Source organism: Mycobacterium sp. HM-7 (assembly GCF_053852335.1).
In genome coordinates this window covers 1365445-1390692 of sequence record NZ_CM132657.1, presented here as the reverse complement: position 1 = coordinate 1390692, position 25248 = coordinate 1365445, and the positions used below count along the sequence as shown (strand labels likewise).

General features: G+C 67.2%; 21 protein-coding genes and 1 rRNA gene. 11 read left to right on the top strand and 11 right to left on the bottom strand.

All coding sequences use genetic code 11. The features are described from left to right. The first annotated feature begins 19 nt into the window (after positions 1–19). Both ACWW1C_RS06750 and ACWW1C_RS06745 read left to right on the top strand, forming a co-directional pair. The gene (locus ACWW1C_RS06750) at positions 20–1297 is read left to right on the top strand and encodes a nicotinate phosphoribosyltransferase (protein WP_455982715.1); all 1278 of its coding nucleotides are present in this window, start codon (positions 20–22) and stop codon (positions 1295–1297) included. Continuing rightward, a complete protein-coding gene (locus ACWW1C_RS06745; RefSeq protein ID WP_455982714.1) occupies positions 1294–3300 on the top strand; it encodes an ATP-dependent DNA helicase in 2007 nt (668 codons plus the stop codon). The genes ACWW1C_RS06750 and ACWW1C_RS06745 overlap by 4 nt, the downstream gene beginning before the upstream one ends. Before the next feature lie 162 nt (positions 3301–3462). Here the strand turns inward: ACWW1C_RS06745 and ACWW1C_RS06740 are convergent, their stop codons facing one another. Continuing rightward, the gene (locus ACWW1C_RS06740; protein WP_455982713.1) at positions 3463–3909 is read right to left on the bottom strand and encodes a MarR family winged helix-turn-helix transcriptional regulator; all 447 of its coding nucleotides are present in this window, start codon (positions 3907–3909) and stop codon (positions 3463–3465) included. Positions 3910–4010: 101 nt separating this feature from the next. Between ACWW1C_RS06740 and ACWW1C_RS06735 the strand changes: the two genes are divergently transcribed. Beyond that, a complete protein-coding gene (locus tag ACWW1C_RS06735; protein ID WP_455982712.1) occupies positions 4011–5225 on the top strand; it encodes an FAD-dependent oxidoreductase in 1215 nt (404 codons plus the stop codon). On the opposite strand, the gene ACWW1C_RS06730 is transcribed toward ACWW1C_RS06735, so the two are convergent. Together ACWW1C_RS06730 and glgP are read right to left on the bottom strand one after the other, a co-directional pair. Next, complete coding sequence (locus tag ACWW1C_RS06730; protein ID WP_455982711.1) at positions 5226–6071, bottom strand: virginiamycin B lyase family protein; 846 nt, start codon at positions 6069–6071, stop codon at positions 5226–5228. Further along, the gene (glgP, locus tag ACWW1C_RS06725) at positions 6068–8686 is read right to left on the bottom strand and encodes an alpha-glucan family phosphorylase (RefSeq protein ID WP_455982710.1); all 2619 of its coding nucleotides are present in this window, start codon (positions 8684–8686) and stop codon (positions 6068–6070) included. The genes ACWW1C_RS06730 and glgP overlap by 4 nt, the downstream gene beginning before the upstream one ends. Positions 8687–8869: 183 nt before the next feature. Here glgP and ACWW1C_RS06720 point away from each other — a divergent pair, with 183 nt between their 5' ends. Continuing rightward, a complete protein-coding gene (locus ACWW1C_RS06720; RefSeq protein WP_455982709.1) occupies positions 8870–10936 on the top strand; it encodes an alpha-1,4-glucan--maltose-1-phosphate maltosyltransferase in 2067 nt (688 codons plus the stop codon). Beyond that, complete coding sequence (gene glgB, locus ACWW1C_RS06715; protein WP_455982708.1) at positions 10933–13116, top strand: 1,4-alpha-glucan branching protein GlgB; 2184 nt, start codon at positions 10933–10935, stop codon at positions 13114–13116. The genes ACWW1C_RS06720 and glgB overlap by 4 nt, the downstream gene beginning before the upstream one ends. Here glgB and ACWW1C_RS06710 read toward each other — a convergent pair. Further along, entirely contained in the window at positions 13103–13702 is a 600-nt protein-coding gene (locus ACWW1C_RS06710; protein ID WP_455982707.1) for a TetR/AcrR family transcriptional regulator, read from the bottom strand. The two genes, glgB and ACWW1C_RS06710, sit on opposite strands and share 14 nt — an antisense overlap. A gap of 43 nt (positions 13703–13745) precedes the next feature. Here ACWW1C_RS06710 and ACWW1C_RS06705 point away from each other — a divergent pair, with 43 nt between their 5' ends. After that, entirely contained in the window at positions 13746–14606 is an 861-nt protein-coding gene (locus ACWW1C_RS06705; protein WP_455982706.1) for an alpha/beta fold hydrolase, read from the top strand. Here the strand turns inward: ACWW1C_RS06705 and ACWW1C_RS06700 are convergent. The 3 genes from ACWW1C_RS06700 to ACWW1C_RS06690 all read right to left on the bottom strand — a co-directional run bounded on the left by ACWW1C_RS06700 (position 14600) and on the right by ACWW1C_RS06690 (position 17105). Further along, positions 14600–15487 (bottom strand): tetratricopeptide repeat protein, encoded by an 888-nt coding sequence (locus ACWW1C_RS06700; RefSeq protein WP_455982705.1) that lies wholly within the window; start codon positions 15485–15487, stop codon positions 14600–14602. The genes ACWW1C_RS06705 and ACWW1C_RS06700 overlap by 7 nt on opposite strands. A gap of 13 nt (positions 15488–15500) precedes the next feature. Next, positions 15501–15860, bottom strand: a complete 360-nt coding sequence (locus ACWW1C_RS06695; RefSeq protein WP_455982704.1) for a DUF3817 domain-containing protein — start codon at positions 15858–15860, stop codon at positions 15501–15503. A 63-nt stretch (positions 15861–15923) separates the two neighbouring features. Beyond that, on the bottom strand, positions 15924–17105 hold the full coding sequence (locus tag ACWW1C_RS06690; RefSeq protein ID WP_455982703.1) for an acetyl-CoA C-acetyltransferase: 1182 nt from the start codon (positions 17103–17105) through the stop codon (positions 15924–15926). An 83-nt stretch (positions 17106–17188) separates the two neighbouring features. On the opposite strand from ACWW1C_RS06690, the gene mce reads away from it, so the two are divergent. Then, positions 17189–17662, top strand: a complete 474-nt coding sequence (gene mce / locus ACWW1C_RS06685; protein ID WP_455982702.1) for a methylmalonyl-CoA epimerase — start codon at positions 17189–17191, stop codon at positions 17660–17662. Between the two features lie 29 nt (positions 17663–17691). Here mce and ACWW1C_RS06680 read toward each other — a convergent pair whose 3' ends face one another. Together ACWW1C_RS06680 and nucS are read right to left on the bottom strand one after the other, a co-directional pair. Beyond that, on the bottom strand, positions 17692–17982 hold the full coding sequence (locus ACWW1C_RS06680) for a hypothetical protein (RefSeq protein ID WP_455984180.1): 291 nt from the start codon (positions 17980–17982) through the stop codon (positions 17692–17694). Beyond that, on the bottom strand, positions 17979–18659 hold the full coding sequence (nucS, locus tag ACWW1C_RS06675; RefSeq protein ID WP_455982701.1) for an endonuclease NucS: 681 nt from the start codon (positions 18657–18659) through the stop codon (positions 17979–17981). The genes ACWW1C_RS06680 and nucS overlap by 4 nt, the downstream gene beginning before the upstream one ends. Positions 18660–18723: 64 nt before the next feature. Between nucS and ACWW1C_RS06670 the strand changes: the two genes are divergently transcribed. After that, on the top strand, positions 18724–20325 hold the full coding sequence (locus ACWW1C_RS06670; protein ID WP_455982700.1) for an adenylate/guanylate cyclase domain-containing protein: 1602 nt from the start codon (positions 18724–18726) through the stop codon (positions 20323–20325). A 43-nt stretch (positions 20326–20368) separates the two neighbouring features. Beyond that, positions 20369–20665, top strand: coding sequence for a hypothetical protein (locus tag ACWW1C_RS06665; RefSeq protein WP_455982699.1), 297 nt, complete (start codon positions 20369–20371; stop codon positions 20663–20665). A 1-nt stretch (position 20666) separates the two neighbouring features. On the opposite strand, the gene ACWW1C_RS06660 is transcribed toward ACWW1C_RS06665, so the two are convergent. Further along, on the bottom strand, positions 20667–22754 hold the full coding sequence (locus tag ACWW1C_RS06660; protein ID WP_455982698.1) for a DUF1214 domain-containing protein: 2088 nt from the start codon (positions 22752–22754) through the stop codon (positions 20667–20669). A 184-nt stretch (positions 22755–22938) separates the two neighbouring features. Here ACWW1C_RS06660 and ACWW1C_RS06655 point away from each other — a divergent pair, with 184 nt between their 5' ends. Together ACWW1C_RS06655 and ACWW1C_RS06650 are read left to right on the top strand one after the other, a co-directional pair. Beyond that, entirely contained in the window at positions 22939–24459 is a 1521-nt protein-coding gene (locus ACWW1C_RS06655; RefSeq protein WP_455982697.1) for a DNA-3-methyladenine glycosylase 2 family protein, read from the top strand. Then, a complete protein-coding gene (locus ACWW1C_RS06650; protein ID WP_455982696.1) occupies positions 24456–24965 on the top strand; it encodes a methylated-DNA--[protein]-cysteine S-methyltransferase in 510 nt (169 codons plus the stop codon). Before ACWW1C_RS06655 ends, ACWW1C_RS06650 begins: the two co-directional genes overlap by 4 nt. 102 nt (positions 24966–25067) lie before the next feature. Here ACWW1C_RS06650 and rrf read toward each other — a convergent pair. After that, positions 25068–25181 (bottom strand): 5S ribosomal RNA (rrf, locus tag ACWW1C_RS06645). Positions 25182–25248 lie beyond the last annotated feature (67 nt).

Sequence of the window (25248 nt, the reverse complement as noted above, 5' to 3'; positions counted from 1 at the left end):
AACCAGTACGGTGAGCTCTGTGACCGCCGCGTTGCTAACCGACAAATACGAGCTCACGATGCTCGCTGCTGCCCTGCGCGACGGCACCGCACACCGTCGCGCGTCGTTCGAGGTGTTTGCCAGGCGGCTGCCGTTCGGACGCCGTTACGGCGTGGTCGCCGGGACCGCGCGGTTCCTCTCGGCGCTCGCCGAGTTCCGGTTCGACGACGCCGCGCTGGCCTCGCTGAACTTCCTGGAGCCCGAGACGCTGCGCTGGCTGGCCGACTACGAGTTCCGCGGCGACATCGACGGCTATCCCGAGGGTGAGCTGTACTTTCCGGATTCCCCGGTGCTGTCGATCCACGGCACCTTCGCCGAGTGCGTGATCCTCGAGACGCTCGTGCTGTCGATCTTCAATCACGACACCGCGATCGCCTCGGCCGCCGCCCGCATGGTAAGCGCCGCGGGCGGCCGGCCCCTGATCGAGATGGGCTCACGGCGCACGCACGAGCAGGCTGCGGTCGCCTCCGCGCGGGCCGCCTACCTCGCAGGTTTCACCGCCTCCTCGAATCTGGAGGCGCAGCGCACCTACGGCGTCCCGGCGCTGGGCACCAGCGCGCACGCCTTCACCCTCGTGCACACGGCGGCGACCGGGCCCGACGAAGCCGCCGCATTCCGCGCGCAGGTCGACGCGTTGGGTGTCGGGACGACGCTGCTCGTGGACACCTACGACATCACTCAGGGCGTGGCCAACGCCATCGCCGTGGCTGGGCCCGAGCTCGGCGCCGTACGCATCGACTCCGGCGATCTCGGCGTGATGGCCCGCCAGGTCCGCGACCAACTCGACGGGTTGGGCGCGACCGGCACCCGCATCGTGGTGTCCGGCGACCTCGACGAATACTCGATCGCCGGCCTCGCCGCGGCGCCCGTCGACGTCTACGGCGTCGGTACGTCGGTCGTCACCGGGTCCGGTGCGCCGACCGCCTCCATGGTCTACAAGCTGGTCGAGGTCGACGGTATGCCCGTGGCGAAACGCAGCAGCCACAAGGAATCTCACGGCGGCCGCAAAGCCGCGATGCGATTGGCGAAAGAGTCGGGCACCATCGTCGAAGAGGTCGTGTACCCCGCTGATTCGGTTCCAGCCGACGACGGCCGGATGCTGACGGTGCCGCTGGTCCGCTCGGGTTCCGTCGTGGACGACTCCTCGCTGGCCGACGCCCGCGCGCGCGTGGCCGCCGGTCTGCACAGCCTGCCGTGGGACGGACTCAAGCTGTCCCGCGGTGAACCGGCCATCCCGACCCGACTGGTGGGTGCATGAGCCGCAAGTCCAATTCGAAGGACGCTTCAACCGTTTCGGGGCTGCTGTCCATCGCGGTATCAGCCCTTGGTGGTGCCGAACGCAGCGGACAGATCGAGATGGCCGAAGCCGTCGGCCACGCTTTCGACAACGGCGAACATCTGGCCGTCCAGGCCGGGACCGGTACCGGAAAGTCGTTGGCGTACCTGGTGCCATCGATCGCGCATGCCGTGGCGTCGAATCAACCGGTGGTGGTGTCGACGGCAACCATCGCACTGCAACGCCAGCTGGTGGACCGCGATCTGCCCCGCCTGGCCGACGCCCTGGCCCCACATCTACCCCGCCGCCCCGAGTTCGCGTTGCTCAAGGGACGCGGAAACTACCTGTGCCTGAACAAGGTTCACAGCGGCGCCTCCGCCGAAGAGGATCTCCCGCAAGAAGAACTGTTCAACCCCGTCGCCGCGTCGGCGTTGGGCCGCGACGTCAAGCGGCTCATCGAGTGGTCGTCGGACACCGAGAGCGGCGACCGCGACGAGGTGGTGCCAGGCGTGCTGGACCGGGCCTGGTCGCAGGTCAGCGTGGGTGCCCGCGAGTGCATCGGCGCCACGCGTTGCCCTTACGGCACAGACTGTTTCGCGGAGAAGGCCCGCGCCAAGGCCGGCGCGGTCGACGTCATCGTCACCAACCACGCGCTGCTGGCCATCGACGCCATCTCCGAGGTCAACGTCCTGCCCGAACACCAGCTGCTGGTGGTCGACGAGGCCCACGAACTGGTCGACCGGGTCACCAGCGTCGCCACCGGCGAGCTGTCCGCCACGTCCATGGCCGTGGCGCTCCGGCGGGCCGCCCGGTTGGTGGAACCTGAACTGGCAGAACGCCTCGAGGCCGCCATCGCCACGCTGGGGTCGGCGATCCACGACATGGAGCCCGGACGCATCGACGTGCTCGACGACGAGCTCGCCACCTACCTGACGGTGGTCCGCGACTCGACGGACAAGGTCAAGATGGCGATCGACACGGCGCCGTCGGACCCCACGGCCGCAGCCGCGCGCAGCGAGGCAGTCACCGCACTGACCGACCTGAGCGACACCGCGTCGCGCATCATCGACTCGTTCGTCCCGGCCATCCCCGACCGCTACGACGTGGTGTGGCTGGATCGCGAAGAGTCCAGGGGCACAGTGCGATACATCCTGCGGGTCGCGCCGTTGTCGGTGGCCGGGCTGCTGCGCGGCCGCTTGTTCGGCGAGGTGACCGCGGTGCTGACGTCCGCCACGCTGACGATCGGCGGCCGCTTCGAATCGATGGCGCGGGCCTGGGGTTTGTCGGTGCCGGAAGACTCCACCGCGACGCCGCCGAAATGGAAGGGCATGGACGTGGGATCGCCCTTCTCCCATGCCAAGTCGGGCATCCTGTACGTCGCCAAGCACCTGCCGCCGCCGGGCCGCGACGCCGCCGCCCCGGAACAGCTCGACGAGATCTACGAGCTGATCACCGCCGCCGGCGGACGCACCCTCGGGCTGTTCTCGTCGATGCGGGCCGCAAAGGCAGCCGCCGAGATCATGCGCGAGCGACTGGACACCCCGGTGCTCTGCCAGGGCGAGGACTCCACGTCAACCCTGGTGCGCCGCTTCACCGAAGACGCCGAGACATCGTTGTTCGGCACGTTGTCGCTCTGGCAGGGCGTCGACGTACCGGGACCGTCGCTGTCGCTGGTGATCATCGACCGAATTCCGTTCCCCCGCCCCGACGATCCGCTACTGACCGCGCGGCAGCGGGCCATCGCAGCCCGCGGCGGCAACGGGTTCATGGCGGTGGCGGCGTCACACGCGGCGCTGCTGTTGGCGCAGGGTGCGGGACGACTGCTGCGCAGCGTCGACGACCGCGGCGTCATCGCGATCCTCGATTCCCGGATGGCGACGGCCCGCTACGGCGGGTTCCTGCAGTCGTCGCTACCGCCGTACTGGTCGACCACCGACCCGGTTCGGGTGCGCAGTGCATTGGAGCGGTTGGCCGCGTCGAGCTGACGGGCGCGCGGTCACCGCGGCCCCTCGAGCTCTGTCCTCACCACATCGCGCCCGGACCTGTCAGCCGAGGCTGACATTGTCAGCATGTGATGACGATGTCAGCACATGCTGACAGGTCCAGGCGCGACATGTCCAAGGTAGCGGCGACACGCCCGAGGTCGTTCACATCCCCCGCAACCGCGCGACGTGTTCGCGCTGCAATTCAGCTGCCCGCGTGAGGAATTCGGTGATCAGTTCCAATTGCTTGGCACTGTAACGGCTGAGCAAGGTGCGCTGCCCCTCGTCGACCAGCGGGCCGATCAGCTCGAAGGCACGCTCCCGCGCGGTGGGGGTCGCGTGAACCAGAAGCTTGCGCCGGTCACTGGGGTGCGCCGAACGCGTCACGTAGCCGACCTTCTCCAGCCGGTCGAGCATCGTGGTGGCGCTGCCGGTCGTGAGGCCCAGCCGGTCGGCCAACTCCCGCGGGGTGACCCCGGAGGCCTCCTGGATCAGAATCTCCAGGCACCGCGCATCGGTCGCGTTGATGCCGAGCAGACGCGCGACCTCGCGGTCGAAGTCGTCGACGGCGGCCTGATAGGCCTGCACCGCCGCACCCACGCGATCAGGCACCGGACTTTCGCTTGACAATCGAGCGATCCACCTTTCATCCTATTGCTTGATCATCAAGTTATCTGATCTTCGAGCTATCTGGCGACGAACCGAGGACACGCATGACCGAAGCGCTCATCATCGGCGCCGGGGTGGCCGGCCCGGTCCTGGCCATCGCGCTGCAACGGGTGGGTATCGCTGCCCACATCTACGAGCGTTCCCCGTCCGGCGCCGACCTGCGCGGCGCCTGGCTGAACTTTCAGGCCAACGGCATGGACGCGCTACGTGCCGTCGACGCGGCCGCCCCGCTCGAGAACCTCGGCTACCGCAACGACACCATCAGCTTCATCACCGGCAGCGGCAAGACGCTGGGGCGCATTCCGATGGCCGCACCGCGTCCGGACGGGCAACTGTCAGTCATGATGCGTCGCGCCGATCTGTATCGCGAACTCAATACCGTGGCGAATGCGCGCGGCGCCCGATACAGCTACGGCAAGGAATTCACCTCCGCAACAACGTCTTCCGATGGGCGCGTCCAAGCACGGTTCACCGATGGCAGCAGCGCAACCGGTGATCTGTTGATCGGCTGCGACGGCATTCATTCCGCGGTACGCCGCGCGATCGACCCCCACGCACACACCCCGCGCTACGTGCCGGTGCTCAATGTCGGCGGCTACATCCCCGATTTCGTCGTCGATGTGCCACCGCAGGAATTCCGGATGCAGTTCGGCACCCGCTGCTTCTTCGCCTGGTTTCCCACGCCGGACGGAGGCACCGTGTGGTTCGCCAACCCGCCGATGACCAGAGAACCCGAACGCGGCGTACTGTCGGACATGACAGACGCCGATTGGCGAAACTGGCTGCACCAGTTGATGTCCGGTGACGCAGGACCCGCGCACGACATCATCGACGCGGCGCCGGGCCCGATGATCGGCTGGGCCACCTACGATCTGCCCGTGGTGAAGCACTGGCACAACCACCGTAATCAGATCATCATCGGCGACGCCGCCCACGCCACCGCACCATCTGCGGGCCAGGGCGCGTCGATGTCCGTCGAGGACGCCGTGGTGCTCGCGCAGTGCCTGCGCGATTGTCCTGACATCCCGACGGCATTCACGACATTCGAATCGTTGCGCCGCCGCCGGGTGGAGAAGATCGTCCGCCACGGACACCGCTCGGCCAACACCAAGGCCGCCGGCCCGGTGGGGCGGATTCTTCGTGATCTGATCCTGCCGGTGGTATTCCGGCAGGCCGCGAAAGACGATGGCCGCTCGATGATGTGGCTGCAGGGGCACCACATCGACTTCGACCGCACCGTTCAGCCGGTGCCTGCCTGATTACACCGGCAGCCGCACCACGAACCCGGACTCCAGCGCCACCCACAGCGCGCCGTCCCGATCGACCGCCAACCCGTGCGGCTCGCTGCCCGGTGGCAGATCGAACGTCGAGACCTCGCCGTCGGCGGTGACCCGCGCGATCGCGTCCGCGCCCCAGAGGCTCACCCACACGCCGTCGGCCTCGTCGGCGACCACCGCGTGCGGCTTGCCCGGTAGGTCGAGCTCCTGGATGGCGTCGTTCAGCGGGATGCGTCCCAGCTTGTCCGCACCAATTGCGGTGAACCACACCGCATCATCGTGCGTGGCGCAAATGCCAACCGGCCCCGCCGACGGTGTCGGCGTCGGCCGGGTCGACAGCTTGCCGGCGACAGTCAGTCGCCCGATCGCAGACTTCTGATTCAGGGTGAACCACAACGCACCGTCGCCGCCGGCGGTGATCATCGACGGCATCCCGCCGGGCTTGGCGACCACCTCGACCGTGTGGTCGGCACCCACCCGGCCGACCGTCCCGGCATCCATGGCGGTGAACCACACGGCATCGTCAGGTCCGACGGTGATACCGAACGGCGCACTGCCGGCATCCAATTCGACGAATGACACCGCGCCGTCACCGGTGATCCGGGCCAGGCGGTCGGTGCCGGAACACGTGAACCACACGGCTCCGTCGGCTCCCGCGCAGCCCTGCATCGGCCGGCTGTCGCCGCCGAGTTCGAACAGTCGAGCCTCGCCGCGGCTGTCGATCCGGGCCACCGAACCCGCCGATACCAACGTCACCCACATCGCGCCATCCGGGCCGGCCGCCAGCGCGTACGGTCCACCGTCGACCGCAACAGTCAGTGCACTCACGCCAGCGTGACCAGCCCGAGCTCGTTGTCCGCGGCCAGCAATGCGTTGTGCGGCAACACCCGCACGGTGTACCCGACCGGGCCGGCCACCGGCAGCGGCGTGGTCGCCGAGAACACCTCGACGCCGCCCTCACCGGAACCGGTGTGCTTCATCGGCACGGTCACCGGCTCCACCAGCTGGTCACCGGCGTCGACGCGACCCAGAACCGCTTGCACCACAACCTCATCGGTACGCAGCCCCGCCAACAGCACCGTGGCGGTGAGCGACAACTCCGAACCGAGCAGCGGCGTGTCAGGCAGCCCGTAGCTGTCCACCTCGGTGATCTGAATCTTCGGCCAGGCCTCGGTCACGCGCTGGCGATAAGCAGCCAGCGCGCGGGCCGCACCGTAGGGCTCGCCGCCGACCGGCTCCACGGTGCGCCGGAACGACTGTGCCGCAGGGGCGTAGTACTTCTCGGTGTAGTCGCGCACCATGCGCGATGCCAGCACCTTCGGCCCGAGCGACTGCAGCGTGTGCCGCACCATCTCGACCCACCGCATCGGCACGCCGTGCTCGTTGCGCTCATAGAACTTCGGCGCCACCGAGTGCTCCATCAGGTCATACAGCGCCGCGGCCTCGAGGTCGTCACGCCGCGTTTCGTCGATGACACCGTCGGCTGTCGGGATCTCCCAACCGTTTTCGCCGTCGTACCACTCGTCCCACCAGCCGTCGCGGATCGACAGGTTCAGTCCGCCGTTGAGCGCGCTCTTCATGCCGGACGTGCCGCACGCTTCCAATGGGCGCAACGGGTTGTTGAGCCACACATCGCAGCCCCAGTACAGCAGGCGCGCCATCGACATGTCGTAGTCCGGCAGGAAGGCGATGCGGTGCCGCACCTCGGGCCGGTCGGCGAACTTCACGACCTGTTGGATCAGGGCCTTGCCGCCGTCGTCGGCCGGATGCGACTTGCCCGCGACGATCAGCTGCACCGGCCGCGACTCATCGAGCAGCAGCCGCTCCAGACGCTCCGGGTCGCGCAGCATCAGGGTCAGGCGCTTGTAGGTGGGCACCCGGCGGGCGAACCCGATGGTCAGCACAGATGGATCGAAAGCCTTTGCGATCCAGCCCAATTCAGCCTCGGTGGCACCGCGCTCGAGCCGCGAGCGCCGCAGCCGGGCGCGCACATCGGCGATGAGCATCTCGCGCAGCTGAGACCGGATCCACCACAGGTGACCTGGGTCGACGTCATGCAACCGCTGCCATAGCTCGGGCTCCCCGGCGGCCTGGTCGACAGCCTCCATCCCCTCGACGCCGACCAGCTCGCGGCCCAACTCGAGCCATTGCGGCGCCGCCCAGGTGGGTGCGTGCACGCCGTTGGTGATCGACCCGATCGGTACCTCGGCCTGGTCGAAGCCCGGCCACAGTTCGTTGAACATGCCGCGACTGACCCGGCCGTGCAGCAGCGACACGCCATTGGCCCGCTGCGCCAGCCGTAAACCCATGTGCGCCATGTTGAATTTCTCCGGGTCGTCCTCGGCGCCGAACGCGACCACCCGGTACAGCGGTACCTCGGGCAGCAGCGGCGAGGCGACGGTGTCGTCGAAGTAGCGGCGCACCATCTCGACCGGGAACCGGTCGATACCGGCGGGCACCGGCGTGTGGGTGGTGAAGACCGTCGACGACCGCACCACCGTCAGCGCGGTCTCGAAGTCCAGCCCGGACCCGCTGATGTACTCCCGAATACGTTCCACGCCAAGGAAACCCGCGTGGCCTTCGTTCATGTGGTAGACCTCGGGCGCCTCGATGCCCTCGATCTCGGTGAACGCCCGGATCGCGCGGATGCCGCCGATACCGGCGAGCAGTTCCTGCTTGATCCGATGTTCCTGGTCTCCGCCGTACAGCCGGTCGGTCACCGAGCGAAGTTCGTGATCGTTCTCCGGGATGTCCGAATCGAGCAGCAACAACGGAACTCGCCCGACCTGCGCCACCCACACCCGTGCCCGCAGCACCTGCGATTCCGGCAGGTTCAGTGCCACCAGCGTTGGCTGGCCGTCGGCGCCGGTCAACAGCCGCAGCGGCAGGCCCTGCGGATCAAGCGAGGGATAGTTCTCGTTCTGCCAACCGTCGGCCGTCAGCGACTGCTTGAAATAGCCGGACCGGTAGTACAGCCCCACCGCGATCAGCGGCAGGCCGAGGTCCGACGCCGACTTGAGGTGGTCGCCCGCCAGGATGCCCAGACCGCCCGAGTAGTTCGGCAGCACCTCCGCGACGCCGAACTCCATCGAGAAGTACGCGATGCCCCTCGGCATCGCGGGGCCACCGTCCTCGGCATTGTCGGCCTGCTCCTGGTACCACAGGGGCCGGCTCAGATAGCTGTCGAGATCGGTCGCACGGTGGTTCACCCGGCCGACGAAGTCGTCGTCTGCTGCCAGTTCATCCAGACGCGCGGGGCTGACCGCCCCGAGCAATGCCACCGGGTCGGCACCGACCTGTTCCCACAGCGCCGGATCGATCTCGGCGAACAGCTCCTGAGTGGGCGTGTGCCAGGACCAGCGCAGGTTGATGGACAGCCGCTCCAGGGCGGCGAGACGTTCGGGCAGGTGGGCACGGACGGTGAACCGACGGAGGGCTTTCACACGAGCCAACCTTACTGACATTTTTTTCACGTGCAGGGTCAGTTCGGCGACTGTGCACGACGCATCCAACTGCTCACTGCCCCTGTGGTGTCATCGGCTACTACGGTGGGTATCAGAGCACGGGCGGGCCATTGCGGCCACTACGGTGCGTAGTGGCATGAGCCCGGGTAAGGAGTGATTTGGGTGGCCGGTCGGATCGAGATCGACGACGTCGCACCAGTGGTGTCCGCGGGCCGATATCCCGCAAAGGCTGTGGTCGGCGAAGTGGTTCCGATCAGCGCGACGGTGTGGCGCGAAGGCCACGACGCCGTCGCCGCGACGCTGGTGGTGCGCTACCACGGCCCCGTCTACCCGCAGCTCGCCGAAACGCCGCCGGGCGCAACGCCGACTCCGGCACCGCCGCGGGCCAAGGTCAAGCCGACCCGGCTCCCTATGGCGCAGGGCTTCACACCGGACGTGTTTCACGGCCAGTTCACCCCCGACAGCGTCGGCCTGTGGACGTTCCGCATCGACGGCTGGGGCGACCCCATCGCGACGTGGCGCCACGCCATCACCGCCAAGCTCGAGGCCGGCCAGAGCGAGGCCGAGCTGTCCAACGATCTGCTGATCGGTGCGGGGCTGCTGGAGCGCGCTGCCACGGCCGTCCCGCAGGACGATCGCGCCCCGCTGCTCGCGGCTGCCCGGCGACTTCGCGAATCGGGCGATCCATTCGTCCGTGCCGCGGCGGCCCTGGCCCCGGATGTGACCGACCTGCTGCGCAAGTACCCGCTGCGGGAATTGGTCACTCGCGGAGAGCAATACGGCATCTGGGTCGACCGGCCGCGGGCCCGGTTCAGTTCCTGGTACGAACTTTTCCCGCGGTCCACCGGCGGCTGGGACGCCGACGGCCAGGCGGTGCACGGCACGTTCTCCACGACCGCAAAGGCCATTCCGCGCGTTGCCGCAATGGGTTTCGACGTCCTCTACCTACCGCCGGTGCACCCGATCGGCAAGGTGCACCGCAAGGGCCCGAACAACAACGTCACCGCGGCGCCGGGTGACGTCGGCTCCCCGTGGGCCATCGGCAGCGACGAAGGCGGACACGACGCCGTGCACCCGGACCTGGGCACCATCGCCGAGTTCGACGACATGGTCGCCGCCGCCCGCGACAACGGCCTGGAGGTGGCGCTCGATCTGGCGCTGCAATGCGCGCCGGACCATCCCTGGGCCAAGGAACACCCGGAGTGGTTCACGGTGCTGCCCGACGGCACCATCGCGTACGCGGAGAATCCGCCGAAGAAGTACCAGGACATCTACCCGCTGAACTTCGACAACGACCCGGCCGGCCTGTACGACGAGGTGCTGCGCGTGGTCAAGTTCTGGATGTCGCACGGCGTCAAGATCTTCCGGGTCGACAACCCGCACACCAAGCCGGCCAACTTCTGGGCGTGGCTGATCGCCCAGGCGAAGAACCTCGACCCCGACGTGCTGTTCCTGTCAGAGGCCTTCACTCGGCCGGCCCGTCTCTACGGGCTCGCGAAACTCGGCTTCACGCAGTCGTATACGTACTTCACCTGGCGCAACTACAAGTGGGAGATCACGGAATTCGGCCAGCAGATCGCCGAGTACGCCGATTTCTACCGACCCAACCTGTTCGTCAACACCCCCGACATCCTGCATGCCAGCCTGCAGCATTGCGGCCCAGGCATGTTCGCGATCCGGGCGGTGCTGGCCGCAACGTTGAGCTCGTCCTGGGGCGTCTACTCGGGTTACGAACTGTTCGAACATCTGGCTGTTCGCGAGGGCAGCGAGGAGTACCTGGACTCCGAGAAGTACCAGCTGCGGCCGCGGGATTTCGAAGCAGCCCTGGCCGGCGGCCGGTCCCTGGAGCCGCTGCTGACCCGGCTCAACGAGATCCGCCGAGTGCATCCGGCGCTCAGCCAATTGCGGACCATCAAGTTTCATCATGTCGACAACGACTCGTTGTTGGCGTACAGCAAGTTCGACCCCGTTACCGGCGACACCGTCCTCGTGGTGTTGACGCTCAACGCATTCGGCCCCGAGCAGGCAACGCTCTGGCTGGACATGGGCGCCCTCGGCATGGACGACCACGACCGGTTCTGGGTTCGCGACGAGATCACCGGTGAGGAATACCAATGGGGCGCATCGAATTACGTGCGACTGGACCCGGGCAGAGCGGTAGCCCACATACTGAACATGCCGCAAATCCCGTACGACAAGCGGCTGAATCTCCTACGGAGGCAACCGTGAGCAGCAACCTCCGTCCACCCGTCGCCGAACTGGCCCGACTGCTGGCCGGCGAGCACCACGACCCGCATGCCATCCTGGGTGCGCACGAGTACGGCAAGCGCACGGTCATCCGGGCGCTGCGCCCGCACGCCACCGGCGTCACGGTGCTGATCGGCAAGAAGCGCTACCCGATGGAAGCCATCGAGGGTGGCCTGTTCGCGGTCGAGGTGCCGTTCAACAACCTGGCCGACTACCGCTTCGAGGTCGAGTACCCGGGCGACGTCGTGCACGCCACGGCCGACCCCTACCGCTTCCTGCCCACGCTCGGCGACATGGACCTGCACCTGCTGGCCGAGGGCCGCCACGAACGGCTCTGGGAAATCCTTGGTGCACAACCCCGTTCGTTCACCACACCGGACGGCGTGGTCGAAGGCTTCTCCTTTGCGGTATGGGCACCGAACGCCAAGGGCGTCAACCTGATCGGCGACTTCAACCACTGGGACGGCAGCGAGGCACCGATGCGGGCACTGGGCTCGTCCGGGGTGTGGGAGCTGTTCTGGCCCGGGTTCGAAGTCGGCAGCCTGTACAAATTCCGCATCCACGGCGGCAACGGCACCAACGGAGCCGTCGCCGATCGTGCCGACCCGATGGCCTTCAGCACCGAAGTGCCGCCGCTGACGGCGTCGAAAACCTTTGTGAGTTCCCATGTCTGGCAGGACGAGGCCTGGATGGCCGCCCGCGCCGAACTCAACCCGATCTTCGAGCCCATGAGCACCTACGAGGTGCATCTCATGTCGTGGCGCCCGGGCCTGAGCTACCGCGAGCTGGCCGTCGAGCTCACCGAATACGTGGTGGCACAGGGCTTCACACACGTCGAGCTGCTGCCGGTGGCCGAGCACCCCTTCGGCGGCTCCTGGGGTTACCAGGTGACGTCGTACTACGCGCCGACCTCGCGACTCGGCACGCCCGACGACTTCCGGTACCTCGTCGACACGCTGCACCAGGCCGGCATCGGCGTGATCGTCGACTGGGTGCCCGCGCACTTCCCGAAGGACTCGTGGGCACTGGGCCGCTTCGACGGCACCCCCCTGTACGAGCACGCCGACCCCCGCCGGGGTGAGCAACTCGATTGGGGCACCTACGTTTTCGACTTCGGTCGCAACGAGGTCCGCAACTTCCTGGTGGCGAACGCGCTGTACTGGCTGGAGGAGTTCCACATCGACGGCCTCCGCGTCGACGCCGTCGCCTCCATGCTGTACCTGGACTACTCCCGCCCGGACGGCGGTTGGACGCCCAACATCTACGGCGGCCGGGAGAACCTGGAGGCGGTGCAGTTCCTGCAGGAGATGAACGCCACCGTCCACAAACTGGTGCCCGGCATCGTCACCGTCGCCGAGGAATCGACCTCGTGGCCCGGCGTCACCCGGCCGACAAACCTTGGCGGCCTTGGCTTCTCCATGAAATGGAACATGGGGTGGATGAACGACACCCTGGACTACATCAGCCACGATCCGGTGCATCGCAGTTACCACCACCACGAGATGACGTTCTCGATGCTGTACGCCTACAGCGAGCACTATGTGCTGCCGATCAGCCACGACGAGGTCGTGCACGGCAAGGGCACGCTGTGGACCCGGATGCCCGGTGACGACCACGCCAAGGCGGCCGGCCTGCGTCAGCTACTGGCCTACCAATGGGCACACCCGGGCAAGCAATTGCTGTTCATGGGACAGGAATTCGGCCAGCGCGCGGAATGGTCCGAGGAACGCGGGCTCGACTGGTTCCAGCTCGGCGAGCACAGCTTCTCGACCGGCGTGCAGCGACTGGTCCGCGACATCAACGGCATCTACCGCGACAACCGCGCGCTGTGGTCCCGCGACAGCAGTCCCGAGGGCTACTCGTGGATCGACGCCAATGACTCGAGCAACAACGTGCTGAGCTTCCTACGGTTCGGCGACGACGGGTCGGCCATCGCCTGCGTCTTCAACTTCTCCGGCAGCGAGCACTCGCAGTACCGACTGGGGCTGCCGCACGCCGGGACCTGGCATGAACTGCTGAACACCGACGCGACCGTGTACAACGGGGCCGGAGCGGGCAACATGGGTGCGGTCGAGGCGACCGACGAGCCGTGGCACGGCCGCCCCGCCTCTGCCGTCCTGGTGCTCCCGCCGCTGTCGGCGCTCTGGCTCAAGCCCGCCTAGCGTCCCGCAGCCCGTCGAGCAGACGGCGCACCGCGGCCCCGATGTCGTGACGGGCCCGGACCGGATCCGTCGCCCCGGCAATCGCGGCGACGGCTTGATTACTGAGTCCCATCAGCAGCACCGCCAACGGTGAGATCGGCTGCGGCACAAGCACACCCTGCTCGAGCAAGCTCACGAGGCCGGCCTCGATATTGGCCAGGGTGTACCGGGCGTTGCGCTCCTGCCATTTCTGCCAGCCGAGTACGGCGGGCGCGTCGACCACGCGAATGCGCTGCAGCGGCGCGTCAACCGCGGTGTCCAGCACCGCATCCCAGCCGGCGAGGAACACCGACCACGCGTCGTCGCCCCGTTCGGCGGCGGCCGCGGCAGCCGCCCGAACCCGCGCACTCACCACCTGGTCGGCGCGGTCGAAGACCTCCTCGAAGAGCGCTTCCTTGTCCGCGAAATGGTGGTACAGCGAGCCACGGGTCACCCCGCTGCGGCGAACGATCTCTTCGGTACCGGTCTGGTGATAGCCCTGCGCACCGAACAACTCGGTGGCGACTGCGACGAGCCGCTCCCGGGAATCCCCCTTGACCGTGACCATACAAGTTGTATGGTATCAGCATACAGACTGTATGGAGGTCGCCATGACGACACTCGACACCCACGTCCCCACCTGCCTCGGCGATCTGCACGTGCGTCGCGCCGGAACGGGTCCTCCCGCCGTCTTCTGGCACAGCCTGTGGGTGGACTCGCGCAGCTGGGGTCCGCTCACCGAAACCCTCGCGGCCCAACGGCAGGTGGTGACCATCGACGGACCGGGATACGGCGCGAGCAGCCCCATCCACCGGGATTTCACCCTCGACGAATGTGCAAGTGCCGCAGGTGAAGTGATCGACGCGCTGGGTCTCGACACGGTCGACTGGATCGGCAACGCCTGGGGCGGCCACGTCGGCATCACGTTGGCGGCGGTCGAGCCGAACCGCCTGCACAGCCTGACCACCATCGCGGCACCGATCCTGCCCGTCAGCCGACGTCAGCGCTGGACCCAGACGTATCCGCTCGCCGTGGCGTACGCACTGCTCGGCCCGAACCCCCTGCTGACCAAGATTCTGTTCGACGTTCTCCTCGGCGGCGCCGGCACCGCCCACCCCACGCGGGCCGCCGAGCTCAAAGCCGCGTTCCGCGCGATGGACCGCGAATCAGTAAGACGCACAATCCGATACATGCACAGCTGGCATGCGCTGACGTCCCAGCTCGCCGGCGTCACCGTCCCTACGCTGCTGATGACCGGCGATCTCGGCGATCAAGAGTGGTCCCCCGCCGACGCCCGCGCGGCAGCGGCGGCCATGCCCGACGCCCGCGTCGTAAGCCTCACCGGCTCCGGACACGTCGGCCCGCTACTGGTCGATGCCGACACGATCGCTCAAGCTGTCACAGAATTCTGGGAGTCACTGCCCGAGGTGCCGCGCCGGTCGGCGGCACCCCCGCTCGCGCGAGATCAGTAGAGCGCGTTGGCGAGGTTGCGGCGCCCGGCGATGACCTCGGGGTCGGCCGGGTCGAACAGGTCGAACAACTCGATCAGCCGGGTACGCACCCGAGTCCGGTCGTCGCCCGCGGTCTTCTTGACGAGCGCGATCAGCCGGTTGAAGGCACCGTCGACGTCGCGCTGGAAGAGCTGCACGTCGGCGGCCGCGAAGGCCAGGTCGATGTCGTCGGGCGAAGCGTCGGCGAGGCGCACGGCCTCCGGACGCTGCGCGGACGCGCGCTGGAGGAACGCGATCTGCTGCACGGCACCCTTGGCTTCGACGTTCGCCGGATCGGCCTCGAGGATCGCCTGATACGCGGCCAGCGCGCCGTCGAAGTCTCCGGTGTCCAGGGCGTCCCGCGCCTGCGCGAGCGCAGGATCGACCTGCTCCTCCTCGCCCTCGGCGCCGCCACCCAACTTGCCGGCGGTCGCCTGCAACAGCGAGTCGACCCAGCGCCGCAGCTGGTCTGCCGGCTGACCGCCCTCGAACGAGGTGATCGGCTGTCCGCCGGCCAGCGCGACGACCGTCGGCACGCCCTGGATGCCGAACATCTGGGCAATGCGCGGCGCGGTGTCGACGTTCACCGTGCCGAAGGACCACTTGCCGCCGTCCTCGGCAGCCAACGCGGACAGTGTCTGTCCCAGCTGGATGCTCGAGTCGCTGCGCGGCGACCACAAGAGCACCACGACGGGCACCTCACCGGAGCGGATCAGCACCTCGGCTTCGAGATTGGCCTCGGTGATCTCTATGCCACCGGGCGCGCCACCGGCAGCGGCAGCACCTTCAGCGGGACGATTTTTGAGTGCAGAGAGGTCCACCGCGCCAGCCAGCGCGGGACCGATAGGACGCGGACGAGTCACGCTGTCCAGTCTGTCACGCGACGGCCGACGGCTCCGGTTCGCCCTCAGCGGTACGGGCGCCCACAGCCAGCGCACCGCTTCGTTCAGCCCAGCGCAGGAAGACCACGCTGGCCAGCGGCACGATGCTCGACACCGCCGCCAGCACCCAGGTGACCAGCGACCACCGCGCGGCCCAGCCGACGATCAGCCCGGTGGCCACGAACGCCAGGAACACCACGCCGTGGACCATGCCGAAGATCTGCACACCGATCTCGGTGCGGGGCGTGCCGAGGTACTTGAAGTACATGCCGGTCAGCAGCCCGACCCAGCTGAAGGCCTCGGCCAGAGCGATCAAACGAAACCAGCCCGCCACCCGGGGCACAACAGCGTTCATGGCGCCATTGTGCCCGAGTGACGGGCTGACTACTACGAGGCGTAGTTCACACCTCGCGACAAATCAGGGACGACGCAGGATCAGGGCGTCGCCCTGACCACCGGCACCACACAATGCGGCGACCGCGTAACCCGAACCCTTGCGGGCCAGCTCCAGCGCCGCGTGCAGGGTGATCCGGGCACCCGACATGCCGATCGGGTGGCCGATGGCGATGGCGCCACCGTTGACGTTCACCTTGTCCCCGGCGACGCCCAGCTCCTTGGTCGAGGCCAGCGACACTGCCGCGAAGGCTTCGTTGATCTCGATGACGTCCAGCTGGTCGACGGAGATGCCCTCGCGCTCGACGGCCTTCTTGATGGCGTTGGCCGGCTGGCTCTGCAGCGTCGAATCCGGACCGGCGACGACGCCGTGGGCGCCGATCTCGCACAGCCAGGTCAGGCCCAGCGACTCGGCCTTCTCCTTGCTCATCACCACGACGGCACACGCACCGTCGGAGATCTGCGACGACGAACCGGCGGTGATGGTGCCGTCCTTGCGGAACGCCGGCCGCAGGCCGCCCAGCGACTCGGCGGTGGTGTTGCCACGGATGCCCTCGTCCTCGGCGAACTCGATCGGGTCGCCCTTGCGCTGCGGAATGGACACCGGAACCACCTCGTCAGCGAAGACGCCGTCCTTCCAGGCGGCCGCGGCCTTCTGGTGCGACTGCGCGGCGAACTCGTCCTGCTCGGCGCGGGTGAAGTTGTCCTGATCGTTGCGCTGCTCGGTCAGGGCGCCCATCGGCTGGTCGGTGAAGACGTCGTGCAGACCGTCGTACGCGAGGTGGTCCAGCGCGGTGACGTTGCCGTACTTGTAGCCCTCGCGGCTCTTGGGCAGCAGGTGCGGGGCCTGGCTCATGGACTCCTGGCCACCGGCCACCACGACCTCGAACTCGCCGGCACGAATCAGCTGGTCAGCCAGCGCGATGGCGTCGATGCCCGACAGGCACATCTTGTTGATGGTCAGCGCCGGGACGTCCCACGGGATGCCGCCACCGACGGCCGCCTGACGCGCCGGCATCTGGCCGGCACCGGCGGTCAGGACCTGGCCCATGATCACGTAATCAACCTGAGAGGCCTCCACGCCGGCCTTCTCCAGTGCGCCCTTGATGGCGACGGCGCCCAGGTCGCTGCCCGAGAAATCTTTCAGCGAACCCATCAACTTGCCCACCGGAGTGCGGGCTCCGGCAACAATTACCGAGGTCGTCATTTCCATCCTCCAACAAATCTGTAACGGCTAATGTGGCCGATCACACAGGCGCAAATTCGGTCGTATCAGGTTACCTTTACGTTATGACCACCGAACACGTCGACGCCCGTCCCGCGCTGGCCAGCGCGCTCGTGACCGCCATCGATCACGTCGGTATCGCCGTGGCTGACCTCGACGCCGCGATTCGCTGGTACCACGACCACCTCGGCATGATCGTGCTGCACGAAGAGGTCAACGAGAGCCAGGGCGTGCGCGAGGCCATGCTCTCGGTGCGTGGCGCGCCGGTCGGAAGCGCCCAGATTCAGCTGCTGGCCCCGCTCGACGAAACGTCGACCATCGCCAAGTTCCTCGACACCCGCGGTCCCGGCCTGCAGCAGCTGGCCTACCGGACCAGCGACATCGACGCCCTGTCCGAACGCCTGCGCGCCGAGGGCGTCCGCCTGCTGTACGACGCCCCGCGCCGCGGCACCGCCGACTCGCGCATCAACTTCATCCACCCGAAGGATGCCGGTGGTGTGCTGATCGAGCTGGTCGAGCCGGCCGCCGACGCACACTGAACGACACTGACGCGGCTCCCTGAGCCTGTCTAGGACCACCTTCTCGTCGGTCCTCTGTTCCCCCGATTCGCCCAGCACGGCGTATGCCAATGGCGGCGGTCCTCGGCGTCGTCGACCCGCAGCACCACCACATGCGCTGTGCCCGGCCGGATTTCGTGATCGCACCCGGGGCACCGATAGGTCTTGACGGCGCGCGAACCGGCCACCGGCCGCACCTCGTACTCATACCCGTCGGGTCCGGTCTCCACGCGACGCGACGACAGCCCGAGCAGCGGCGGCGGGTCCCGCCGAGGCCGCTCCGGACGTCGCCGAGGCATCAGAACAACCGGAACTCGTCGTTGTCCATGCCGCGCATCTTGTCGTAGTCCAAAGTCACGCAACGAATTCCACGGTCCGTGGCCAACGTGCGCGCCTGCGGCTTGATCTGCTGGGCGGCGAATACCCCGGCCACCGGCGCCAGGACGCTGTCCCGGTTGAGCAGATCGAGGTACCGCGTCAGCTGCTCGACGCCGTCGATCTCGCCGCGCCGCTTGATCTCCACGGCGACCGACGCGCCGGTCTCGTCGCGGCACAACAGGTCCACCGGGCCGATCGGCGTCGGGTACTCCCGTCGCACCAACGTGTAACCGACACCCAGCAGCTCGACGTGCTCGGCGAGCAGCTCCTGCAGGTGGGCCTCCACGCCGTCCTTCACCAGCCCGGGATCGACGCCGAGCTCGTGGCTGGAGTCGTGCTCGATGTCCTCGACCGTGATCCGCAGCTGTTCGCCGGCCTTGTTCTCGACCACCCAGACCAACGTCGAAACGCCGTCTACCGCCGCCTCCTCCACGATCCAGCACGGCGGCGTCATCCAGTTCAGCGGCTTGTAGGCGCGGTCGTCGGCATGCACGCTCACCGATCCGTCCGCTTTGAACAACAACAGGCGACGGGCCGACGGCAGATGTGCGGTCAGACGTCCGACGTAGTCAACAGTGCACTGGGCGATCACGAGACGCACCCGACCCACCTTAGGGCCACTGAATCCGAGTCCGGACTCGCCCCACGAACTAGGCTGACGACCAATGACTGCCGACCAAACCGGGACGACGCGCCTGGCGCGGCTACGGGAAGCCATCACCCCGCGCACCAGCCTGCAGGCCACGCCTGCATATGGCTCGTGGATCCTGGGGCGCGTCTCCGAAACTCAGCGCCGACGCCGGATCCGCATCCAACTGATCCTGACGACCTTCGTGATCGTCGCGAACATGATCGGCGTCGGCGTCTCGATTCTCATCGAGACAGTGCTGTTCCCGACCCCCAACGTCTTCAGGTCCGACGTCTGGTGGATCACCACGATCGTCGCGCCCACCTACATCTTGTTCGCCTTCCTCATCGGCGTGGTGTGGGCGACCAACCGGGTGATCCAGAGCGTGCGGTGGGCCATCGAAGAACGCACCCCGACGGTCGAGGACCAGCGCAACACCTTCCGGGCACCGGGCCAGCTCACCCGGGTGCTGCTCTTCCTCTGGGGCGCCGGTGCCGTACTGCTGACGACGCTCTACGCGCTGCACGACACACAGTTCATTCCCAAACTGCTGCTGGGTGTCACGTTCCCCGGCATCGTCGTATCCACCAGTTGCAACCTGTACACCGAGTTCGCGCTGCGCCCGGTCGCCGCCGACGCCCTTCAGGCCGGACGACCGCCGTCCCGGCTGGCCCCGGGGATCATGGGCCGAACCATGGTCGTGTGGGCATTCGGCTCCGGAGTCCCGATGCTCGGCGTGCTGTTGGCCGCGGTGTTCGCGCTGACCCAAAGCACCCTCACCCCAACTCAATTCGCCTTCGCCGTACTGGTGCTGGCGGTGTTCGCGTTGGTGTTCGGCGCGGTGCTGATGTGGATCGTGGCGTGGCTGACCGCCAGCCCCATCCGCATCGTGCGACAGGCACTGAGTCGCGTCGAGAAGGGCGACCTGACCACTGATCTGGTGGTCTTCGACGGCACCGAATTGGGCCAGCTGCAACGCGGATTCAACTCGATGGTGCACGGGCTACGGGAACGCGAACGGGTCCGCGACCTGTTCGGCCGGCACGTGGGACGCGAGGTCGCGGCGCTCGCCGAGCAGGAGAAGCCGCAACTCGGCGGCGAAGAGCGGCATGCCGCGGTGATCTTCGTCGACGTCATCGGCTCCACCCAACTGGTGACCAGCAGACCGGCCGTCGAGGTCGTCGAACTCCTGAACCGTTTCTTCGCCGTCATCGTCGACGAGGTGGACCGGCACCACGGGTTCGTGAACAAATTCGAAGGCGACGCCGTGCTGGCGGTTTTCGGGGCGCCGGTGTCGTTGCAGTGCACCGAAGGTGACGCCCTGGCCGCCGCCCGGGCGATCGCGTCGCGACTACGGGACGAAGTGCCCGAACTGAAGGCGGGCCTCGGCGTCGCGGCCGGCACCGTGGTGGCCGGCAACGTCGGGGCCAAGGAACGGTTCGAGTACACCGTGATCGGCGAGCCCGTCAACGCGGCGGCTCGACTGTGCGAGCTCGCCAAGTCCGTGCCGGGCCATCTGGCAGCCGCCGCGAGCATGCTCGATGCCGTCAGCGAATCCGAAAGCGCGCACTGGGCATTGGGTGACACCGTGACGCTGCGGGGGTTGTCCGAGCCGACGCAGTTGGCCGTCCTGGCCTGAAATTCATATCTGCGTCACACAGATCCGGAGGATCATGGTGACCATGAAGCGACATACCGTCATGGCCGCGGCCACCGGCGCGCTCACCGTGTCGCTGGCACTGGCCCCGCTCGCCGCTGCCGACCCCGCGCTCGACACCGGCGGTTCGGCAGCCGACGTCATCAACAACCTTCAGTCCGAGGGCTACCTGGTGCAGATCAACTGGACCAACGGCTTCGACGTCAAACCGCTCGACGTCTGCTGGGTCACCGGGGTGAACAATCCAGGCAACTTCAAGCCCGGCGGGCCAGTGGCGGCCACGGTCTACGTCGACGTGCAGTGCCCCAACCACGAGTACTGAGTCACGCCTGCGGGTAGGGCGCAAAACGCTTGTCGAAACCGGCCTTCCGTTCGTCGAGTGCCGCTTGCCGTTCAGCCGCGGTGACATACGTCGTCCCGGCCGGCAGCACCGTTCCGAGGTCGCTGAGCGCCACCACCTGTGAACTCACCTTCGGCAGGTTGGTGCCCGTGGGGTCGAGGTCCTGGAAGCGGATCGAGATGGTGCCCTGGTTCAGTCCACCGGTCGAAACCCAGTTCGCCACACCAGGATCCGTCGGCGACACCACGATGGTGTAGCTGCCGTCCGGGTTGGCCAACGACTGCGCGATGTTCAGGCTGGTCTGCTGATCCCAGTAGTTCTTGGTGATGGTCCAGTCGTTCGTCACCGGTACGACGAAATAGCCGGCGTCACCGGGCTTGATCGTCAACACCAGCGCCTGATCGTTGGCCAATTGGAAGTACCCCGGGCTCTGCACCTGGGTCGACAGGAACGTCGCGTTGCTCTCTGGGTCGGTGAAGACGTTGGGCGGCTTCGTCTTTCCCGACGAATCCTTGGTCGCCACGTCCATGTACTGCGGTTCCATCCGCAGCCCGAGTGCCAGGATCACCGACGCTTCCAGGCCCTGCAGGAATCGCGGCATCACCGGCAGCGGCGGGACCAGCGAAACCAGGTTGGTCAGGAACGGATTGCCGGAGACCGCCGGACCGAGGCCTGGGATGTCGAAGCCACCGATCTGCGCGAACAGGCTGTTCCGGGGACCGCTGATCCGGTCGATGGACAAGCTCATCGGATCTTGAGTGTTCCAGTCCGACAGCGTGTTCCGGGCCACGATCAAAGTGGTGTCGGTCGGGATCTGCAGATGGTTGGTCTGCCCCGGTTCGGCCGGACGCGAACTCACCGTCACGGTGAAGGTGCCGTCCGGGTTGATCTGCATGTCCTTGGCGTTGAGCACCGCGGCCGTCTTGCCGCCGAGACCCGTCAACACACTGAACGTGGTCTCGGCGGGCCGCTCCCCCGGTCCGAACTTGCCACTGATGACGTAGGTCGACGTCGAGTTGACCGCCATCATCCGGTAGATGGTGTCCGGGTTGTCATACAGGATGCGGGTGCCCGTGATCGATTGCCCGAACCAATTATGCGGCGGCATAACCATTTCCAGCACCGTCGGCCGCATCGGGTTGAGCAGCTGGTACTCCATGGCGGCCTGCTGTGCGTATTCGTCGACCGCCTGGCCGAGTTGGTTCAGGTTCTCCTGATCGGGTCCCCCGACTTGCGAGTACTGCTGCTTGGCATTCATCTGGAACGCCCACTTCAGGATCACCTTCATGAATTGCATCGGCAGCGTGTTCACGATGGCGTTGGCGTTCTTCTCCCCAGCCAGCTGCTGCGACGTGCCGAGCACCGTGGCGGCGCTCTGGAGCGTCGTCGGCGCCGCGGCCAATGTCGTCGTCGCGGCGGCGGAAGCGTTCTCCCGGCGGGTGACGCCGAGCAGCGCGGACAACGCCGCGTTCTGCAGCGGCGCGACGGGGTTCCCCGAGGCATTCGCCGTACCGTTCAAGCCCACCGCCGAAAGTGCGTGCGACACCGCGGCGGTGGCCGCAGCGACCGGCGCACCGAGCGTCGCCACCGGCGTGACCACGTGCACCCGCGGCAGGGCGCCCACGGATGCGGTCGTCTTCGCAGTGGCGGCCACCTGCACCTTCGCGGGCTTCTGGGCCGCCGTCACGGCGGGCGTGGTCGCCACCTTCTTGTCCGCGGGCTTCGGCTTCGCATCGGGTTCGGACGTCTTGCCGGTGTCAGCGGCATCCTTCGCAGCCGATGGCTTCGCGACGTCCGCCTTCCCCGACGGCCGCTTCGACGACTTCTTTCCCGGATTCACGGCGCCGGAGCGCTTGGCACCCTTGTCGTTCTTCGGCTCGTTCGAGTCGGTCTTGTCTCCGCCGCCCTTGGCGTGACTCTCACCTGCGGCATGGCTGTCGGATGACGATCCTCCGGCGTCTTTCGGTGCGGCGAACGCCACGCCCGGGCTACTCGCCACGGCCGCACCGATCCCCAGGGCGACCGCCAACGCACCAACCCGGCCGACGAATCTGGCTGCGCCAGTGGGCAACTGCTCAAGACTATTGATCGGCATTGGACTCCCCTAAACCCCGACTAGAACGCGTTCCAGTTATAACAGGGCCTTGCCCGCAATTCAGTAGAAAACGAGACAAATGATTAAAATTGTCTCGCCAGGCACGTTGATGTCGATTTTCCGCTAGTACTCGGGTCTGCCGCATGCCATTGTCGAAGGCATGTACGACGACTTCGACCGCTGCTATCGGGCAGTCCAATCCAAGGACGCCCGGTTCGACGGTTGGTTCGTCACGGCCGTCCTCACCACCGGCATCTACTGCCGTCCCAGTTGCCCAGTGCGGCCTCCGTTCGCGCGTAACGTGCGCTTCTACCCAACCGCCGCCGCAGCGCAGGGGGCGGGCTTCCGGGCGTGCAAGCGCTGCCGGCCCGACGCGTCGCCGGGGTCACCGGAATGGAACATCCGCACCGACGTGGTCGCTCGCGCCATGCGCCTGATCGCCGACGGCACCGTCGATCGGGAGGGCGTCACCGGACTGGCCGCCAGGCTCGGCTACACCACCCGGCAGCTCGAGCGACTGCTCCAAGCAGAGGTGGGCGCGAATCCCCTGGCCCTCGCCCGAGCCCAACGCAGCCAGACCGCGCGGGTGCTCATCGAGACCACGAAACTGCCCTTCGGCGACGTCGCGTTCGCGGCAGGCTTCTCCAGCATCCGCCAGTTCAACGACACCATTCGCGAAGTGTGCGCGCTGACGCCCACCGACCTCCGCCAACGCGCACAGGCCCGCTTCGCACCCAACGAAACCCAAGGCACGGGAACGCTTTCCGTTCGCTTGCCGGTGCGGACGCCCTTCGCCTACGAAGGGGTGTTCGGCCACCTGGCGGCCGGCGCGGTGCCCGGCGTCGAAGAGGTGCACGACGGCGTGTTCCGGCGCACCCTCCGGCTCCCCAACGGCAGCGGCATCGTGGGACTGTCGCCCCGCGTCGATCACGTCCAATGCACGCTGATCCTCGATGACTTCCGCGACCTGGCCACTGCCATCGCCCGGTGCCGACGACTCCTCGACCTCGACGCCGACCCCGAGGCCGTCATCGACATCCTCAACACCGACGAGCACCTGGCGCCCATCGTCGCCAAGGCGCCGGGACAGCGCATTCCCCGCACGGTCGACGAGAACGAGTTGGCACTGCGGGTGGTGATCGGCCAGCAGGTGTCCATGAAGGCGGCAGCGACGCACACCCGTCGGCTGGCACAGGCCTACGGCACGACCATCAACGACCCGGTGGGGACCTTGACCCACGTCTTCCCGTCCGTGGCGCAGCTGGCCGAGATCGACCCGAGCCGCCTCGCCTTCCCCGAGTCACGCCGACGGACCCTGGTCGCGCTGATCGACGCCCTCGCCGTCGGCACCCTCGAGCTCGACGCCGGGTCGGACTGGTTACAAGCCAGGACACAGCTGGCCGAACTGCCGGGGATCGGGCCGTGGACAGCTGAGGTGATCGCGATGCGAGGGCTCGGAGATCCCGACGCCTTTCCCGCCAGCGACCTCGGGGTCCAGGCCGCGGCCAAACAAGCTGGGCTGCCGGACAATCCACGCCGGCTGATCGAGCACAGTGCGCACTGGCGCCCATGGCGCGCCTACGCGACCCAACACCTGTGGACCTCTCTGGATCATGCGGTCAACCAGTGGCCGCCGCTGACCAGCAATCCTCCGCAATCACCACAACAGGAGCAGGCATGACGGCCACCTTGCAGACCCGGACCATGGAGAGTCCGGTCGGAACCATCACGATCGCCGGTCGCGATGGCCGGATCCGGCATCTACGGATGGACGATCAGACCTATGAGCCCAGCCATGACGGCTGGGAGCCCGACGAGACCGCATTTCCGGATGCCGTCGACCAACTCAGCGCCTACTTCGCCGGCGAACTCCAGGAGTTCGACCTGGAACTCGATCTCGTCGGCACCGAATTCCAGCGACGCGTGTGGGGCGCACTGTTGACCATTCCCTACGGCGAAACGCGTTCGTACGGCGAAATCGCGTTGCAACTCGGATCGCCGGGAGCATCACGGGCCGTCGGATTGGCGAATGGCCACAATCCGGTCGGCATCATCGTGCCGTGTCACCGAGTGATCGGCGCCAATGGCAGCCTCACCGGTTACGGCGGTGGGCTGAACCGCAAGAGACTGTTGCTCGATCTGGAGAAGAGTCGTTCAGGAGCCGAAGAGCCGACGCTGTTCGATTAGTCGGCCGGCGCCGCGGAATTGATTGCGCGGCGCCCGATAAAAGTGGCACAAATGCAAAATGCCTCAGCCCCCGATTTTCATCGGGGGCTGAGGTCAATTTGTGTTCGGCGGTGTCCTACTTTTCCGCCCGTGCAGGGCAGTATCATCGGCGCTGGCAGGCTTAGCTTCCGGGTTCGGGATGGGACCGGGCGTTTCCCTGCCGCTGTTGCCGCCGTAACTCTATTTAATTACGCCTCCACCGGTTCCTTGTAACACCCTTTTGGGGTGTTATTTGGTGGTGGGG

What these genes read in the sequence shown, in the direction of transcription:
- ACWW1C_RS06710 (WP_455982707.1), bottom strand. Translation starts at nt 13,702, where the DNA reads ATGGTCACGGTCAAGGGGGATTCCCGGGAGCGGCTCGTCGCAGTCGCC.
- ACWW1C_RS06690 (WP_455982703.1), bottom strand. Translation starts at nt 17,105, where the DNA reads ATGACGACCTCGGTAATTGTTGCCGGAGCCCGCACTCCGGTGGGCAAG.
- ACWW1C_RS06705 (WP_455982706.1), top strand. Translation starts at nt 13,746, where the DNA reads ATGACGACACTCGACACCCACGTCCCCACCTGCCTCGGCGATCTGCAC.
- ACWW1C_RS06695 (WP_455982704.1), bottom strand. Translation starts at nt 15,860, where the DNA reads ATGAACGCTGTTGTGCCCCGGGTGGCGGGCTGGTTTCGTTTGATCGCT.
- ACWW1C_RS06650 (WP_455982696.1), top strand. Translation starts at nt 24,456, where the DNA reads ATGACGGCCACCTTGCAGACCCGGACCATGGAGAGTCCGGTCGGAACC.
- ACWW1C_RS06745 (WP_455982714.1), top strand. Translation starts at nt 1,294, where the DNA reads ATGAGCCGCAAGTCCAATTCGAAGGACGCTTCAACCGTTTCGGGGCTG.
- ACWW1C_RS06665 (WP_455982699.1), top strand. Translation starts at nt 20,369, where the DNA reads ATGAAGCGACATACCGTCATGGCCGCGGCCACCGGCGCGCTCACCGTG.
- ACWW1C_RS06655 (WP_455982697.1), top strand. Translation starts at nt 22,939, where the DNA reads ATGTACGACGACTTCGACCGCTGCTATCGGGCAGTCCAATCCAAGGAC.
- mce (WP_455982702.1), top strand. Translation starts at nt 17,189, where the DNA reads ATGACCACCGAACACGTCGACGCCCGTCCCGCGCTGGCCAGCGCGCTC.
- ACWW1C_RS06670 (WP_455982700.1), top strand. Translation starts at nt 18,724, where the DNA reads ATGACTGCCGACCAAACCGGGACGACGCGCCTGGCGCGGCTACGGGAA.
- ACWW1C_RS06735 (WP_455982712.1), top strand. Translation starts at nt 4,011, where the DNA reads ATGACCGAAGCGCTCATCATCGGCGCCGGGGTGGCCGGCCCGGTCCTG.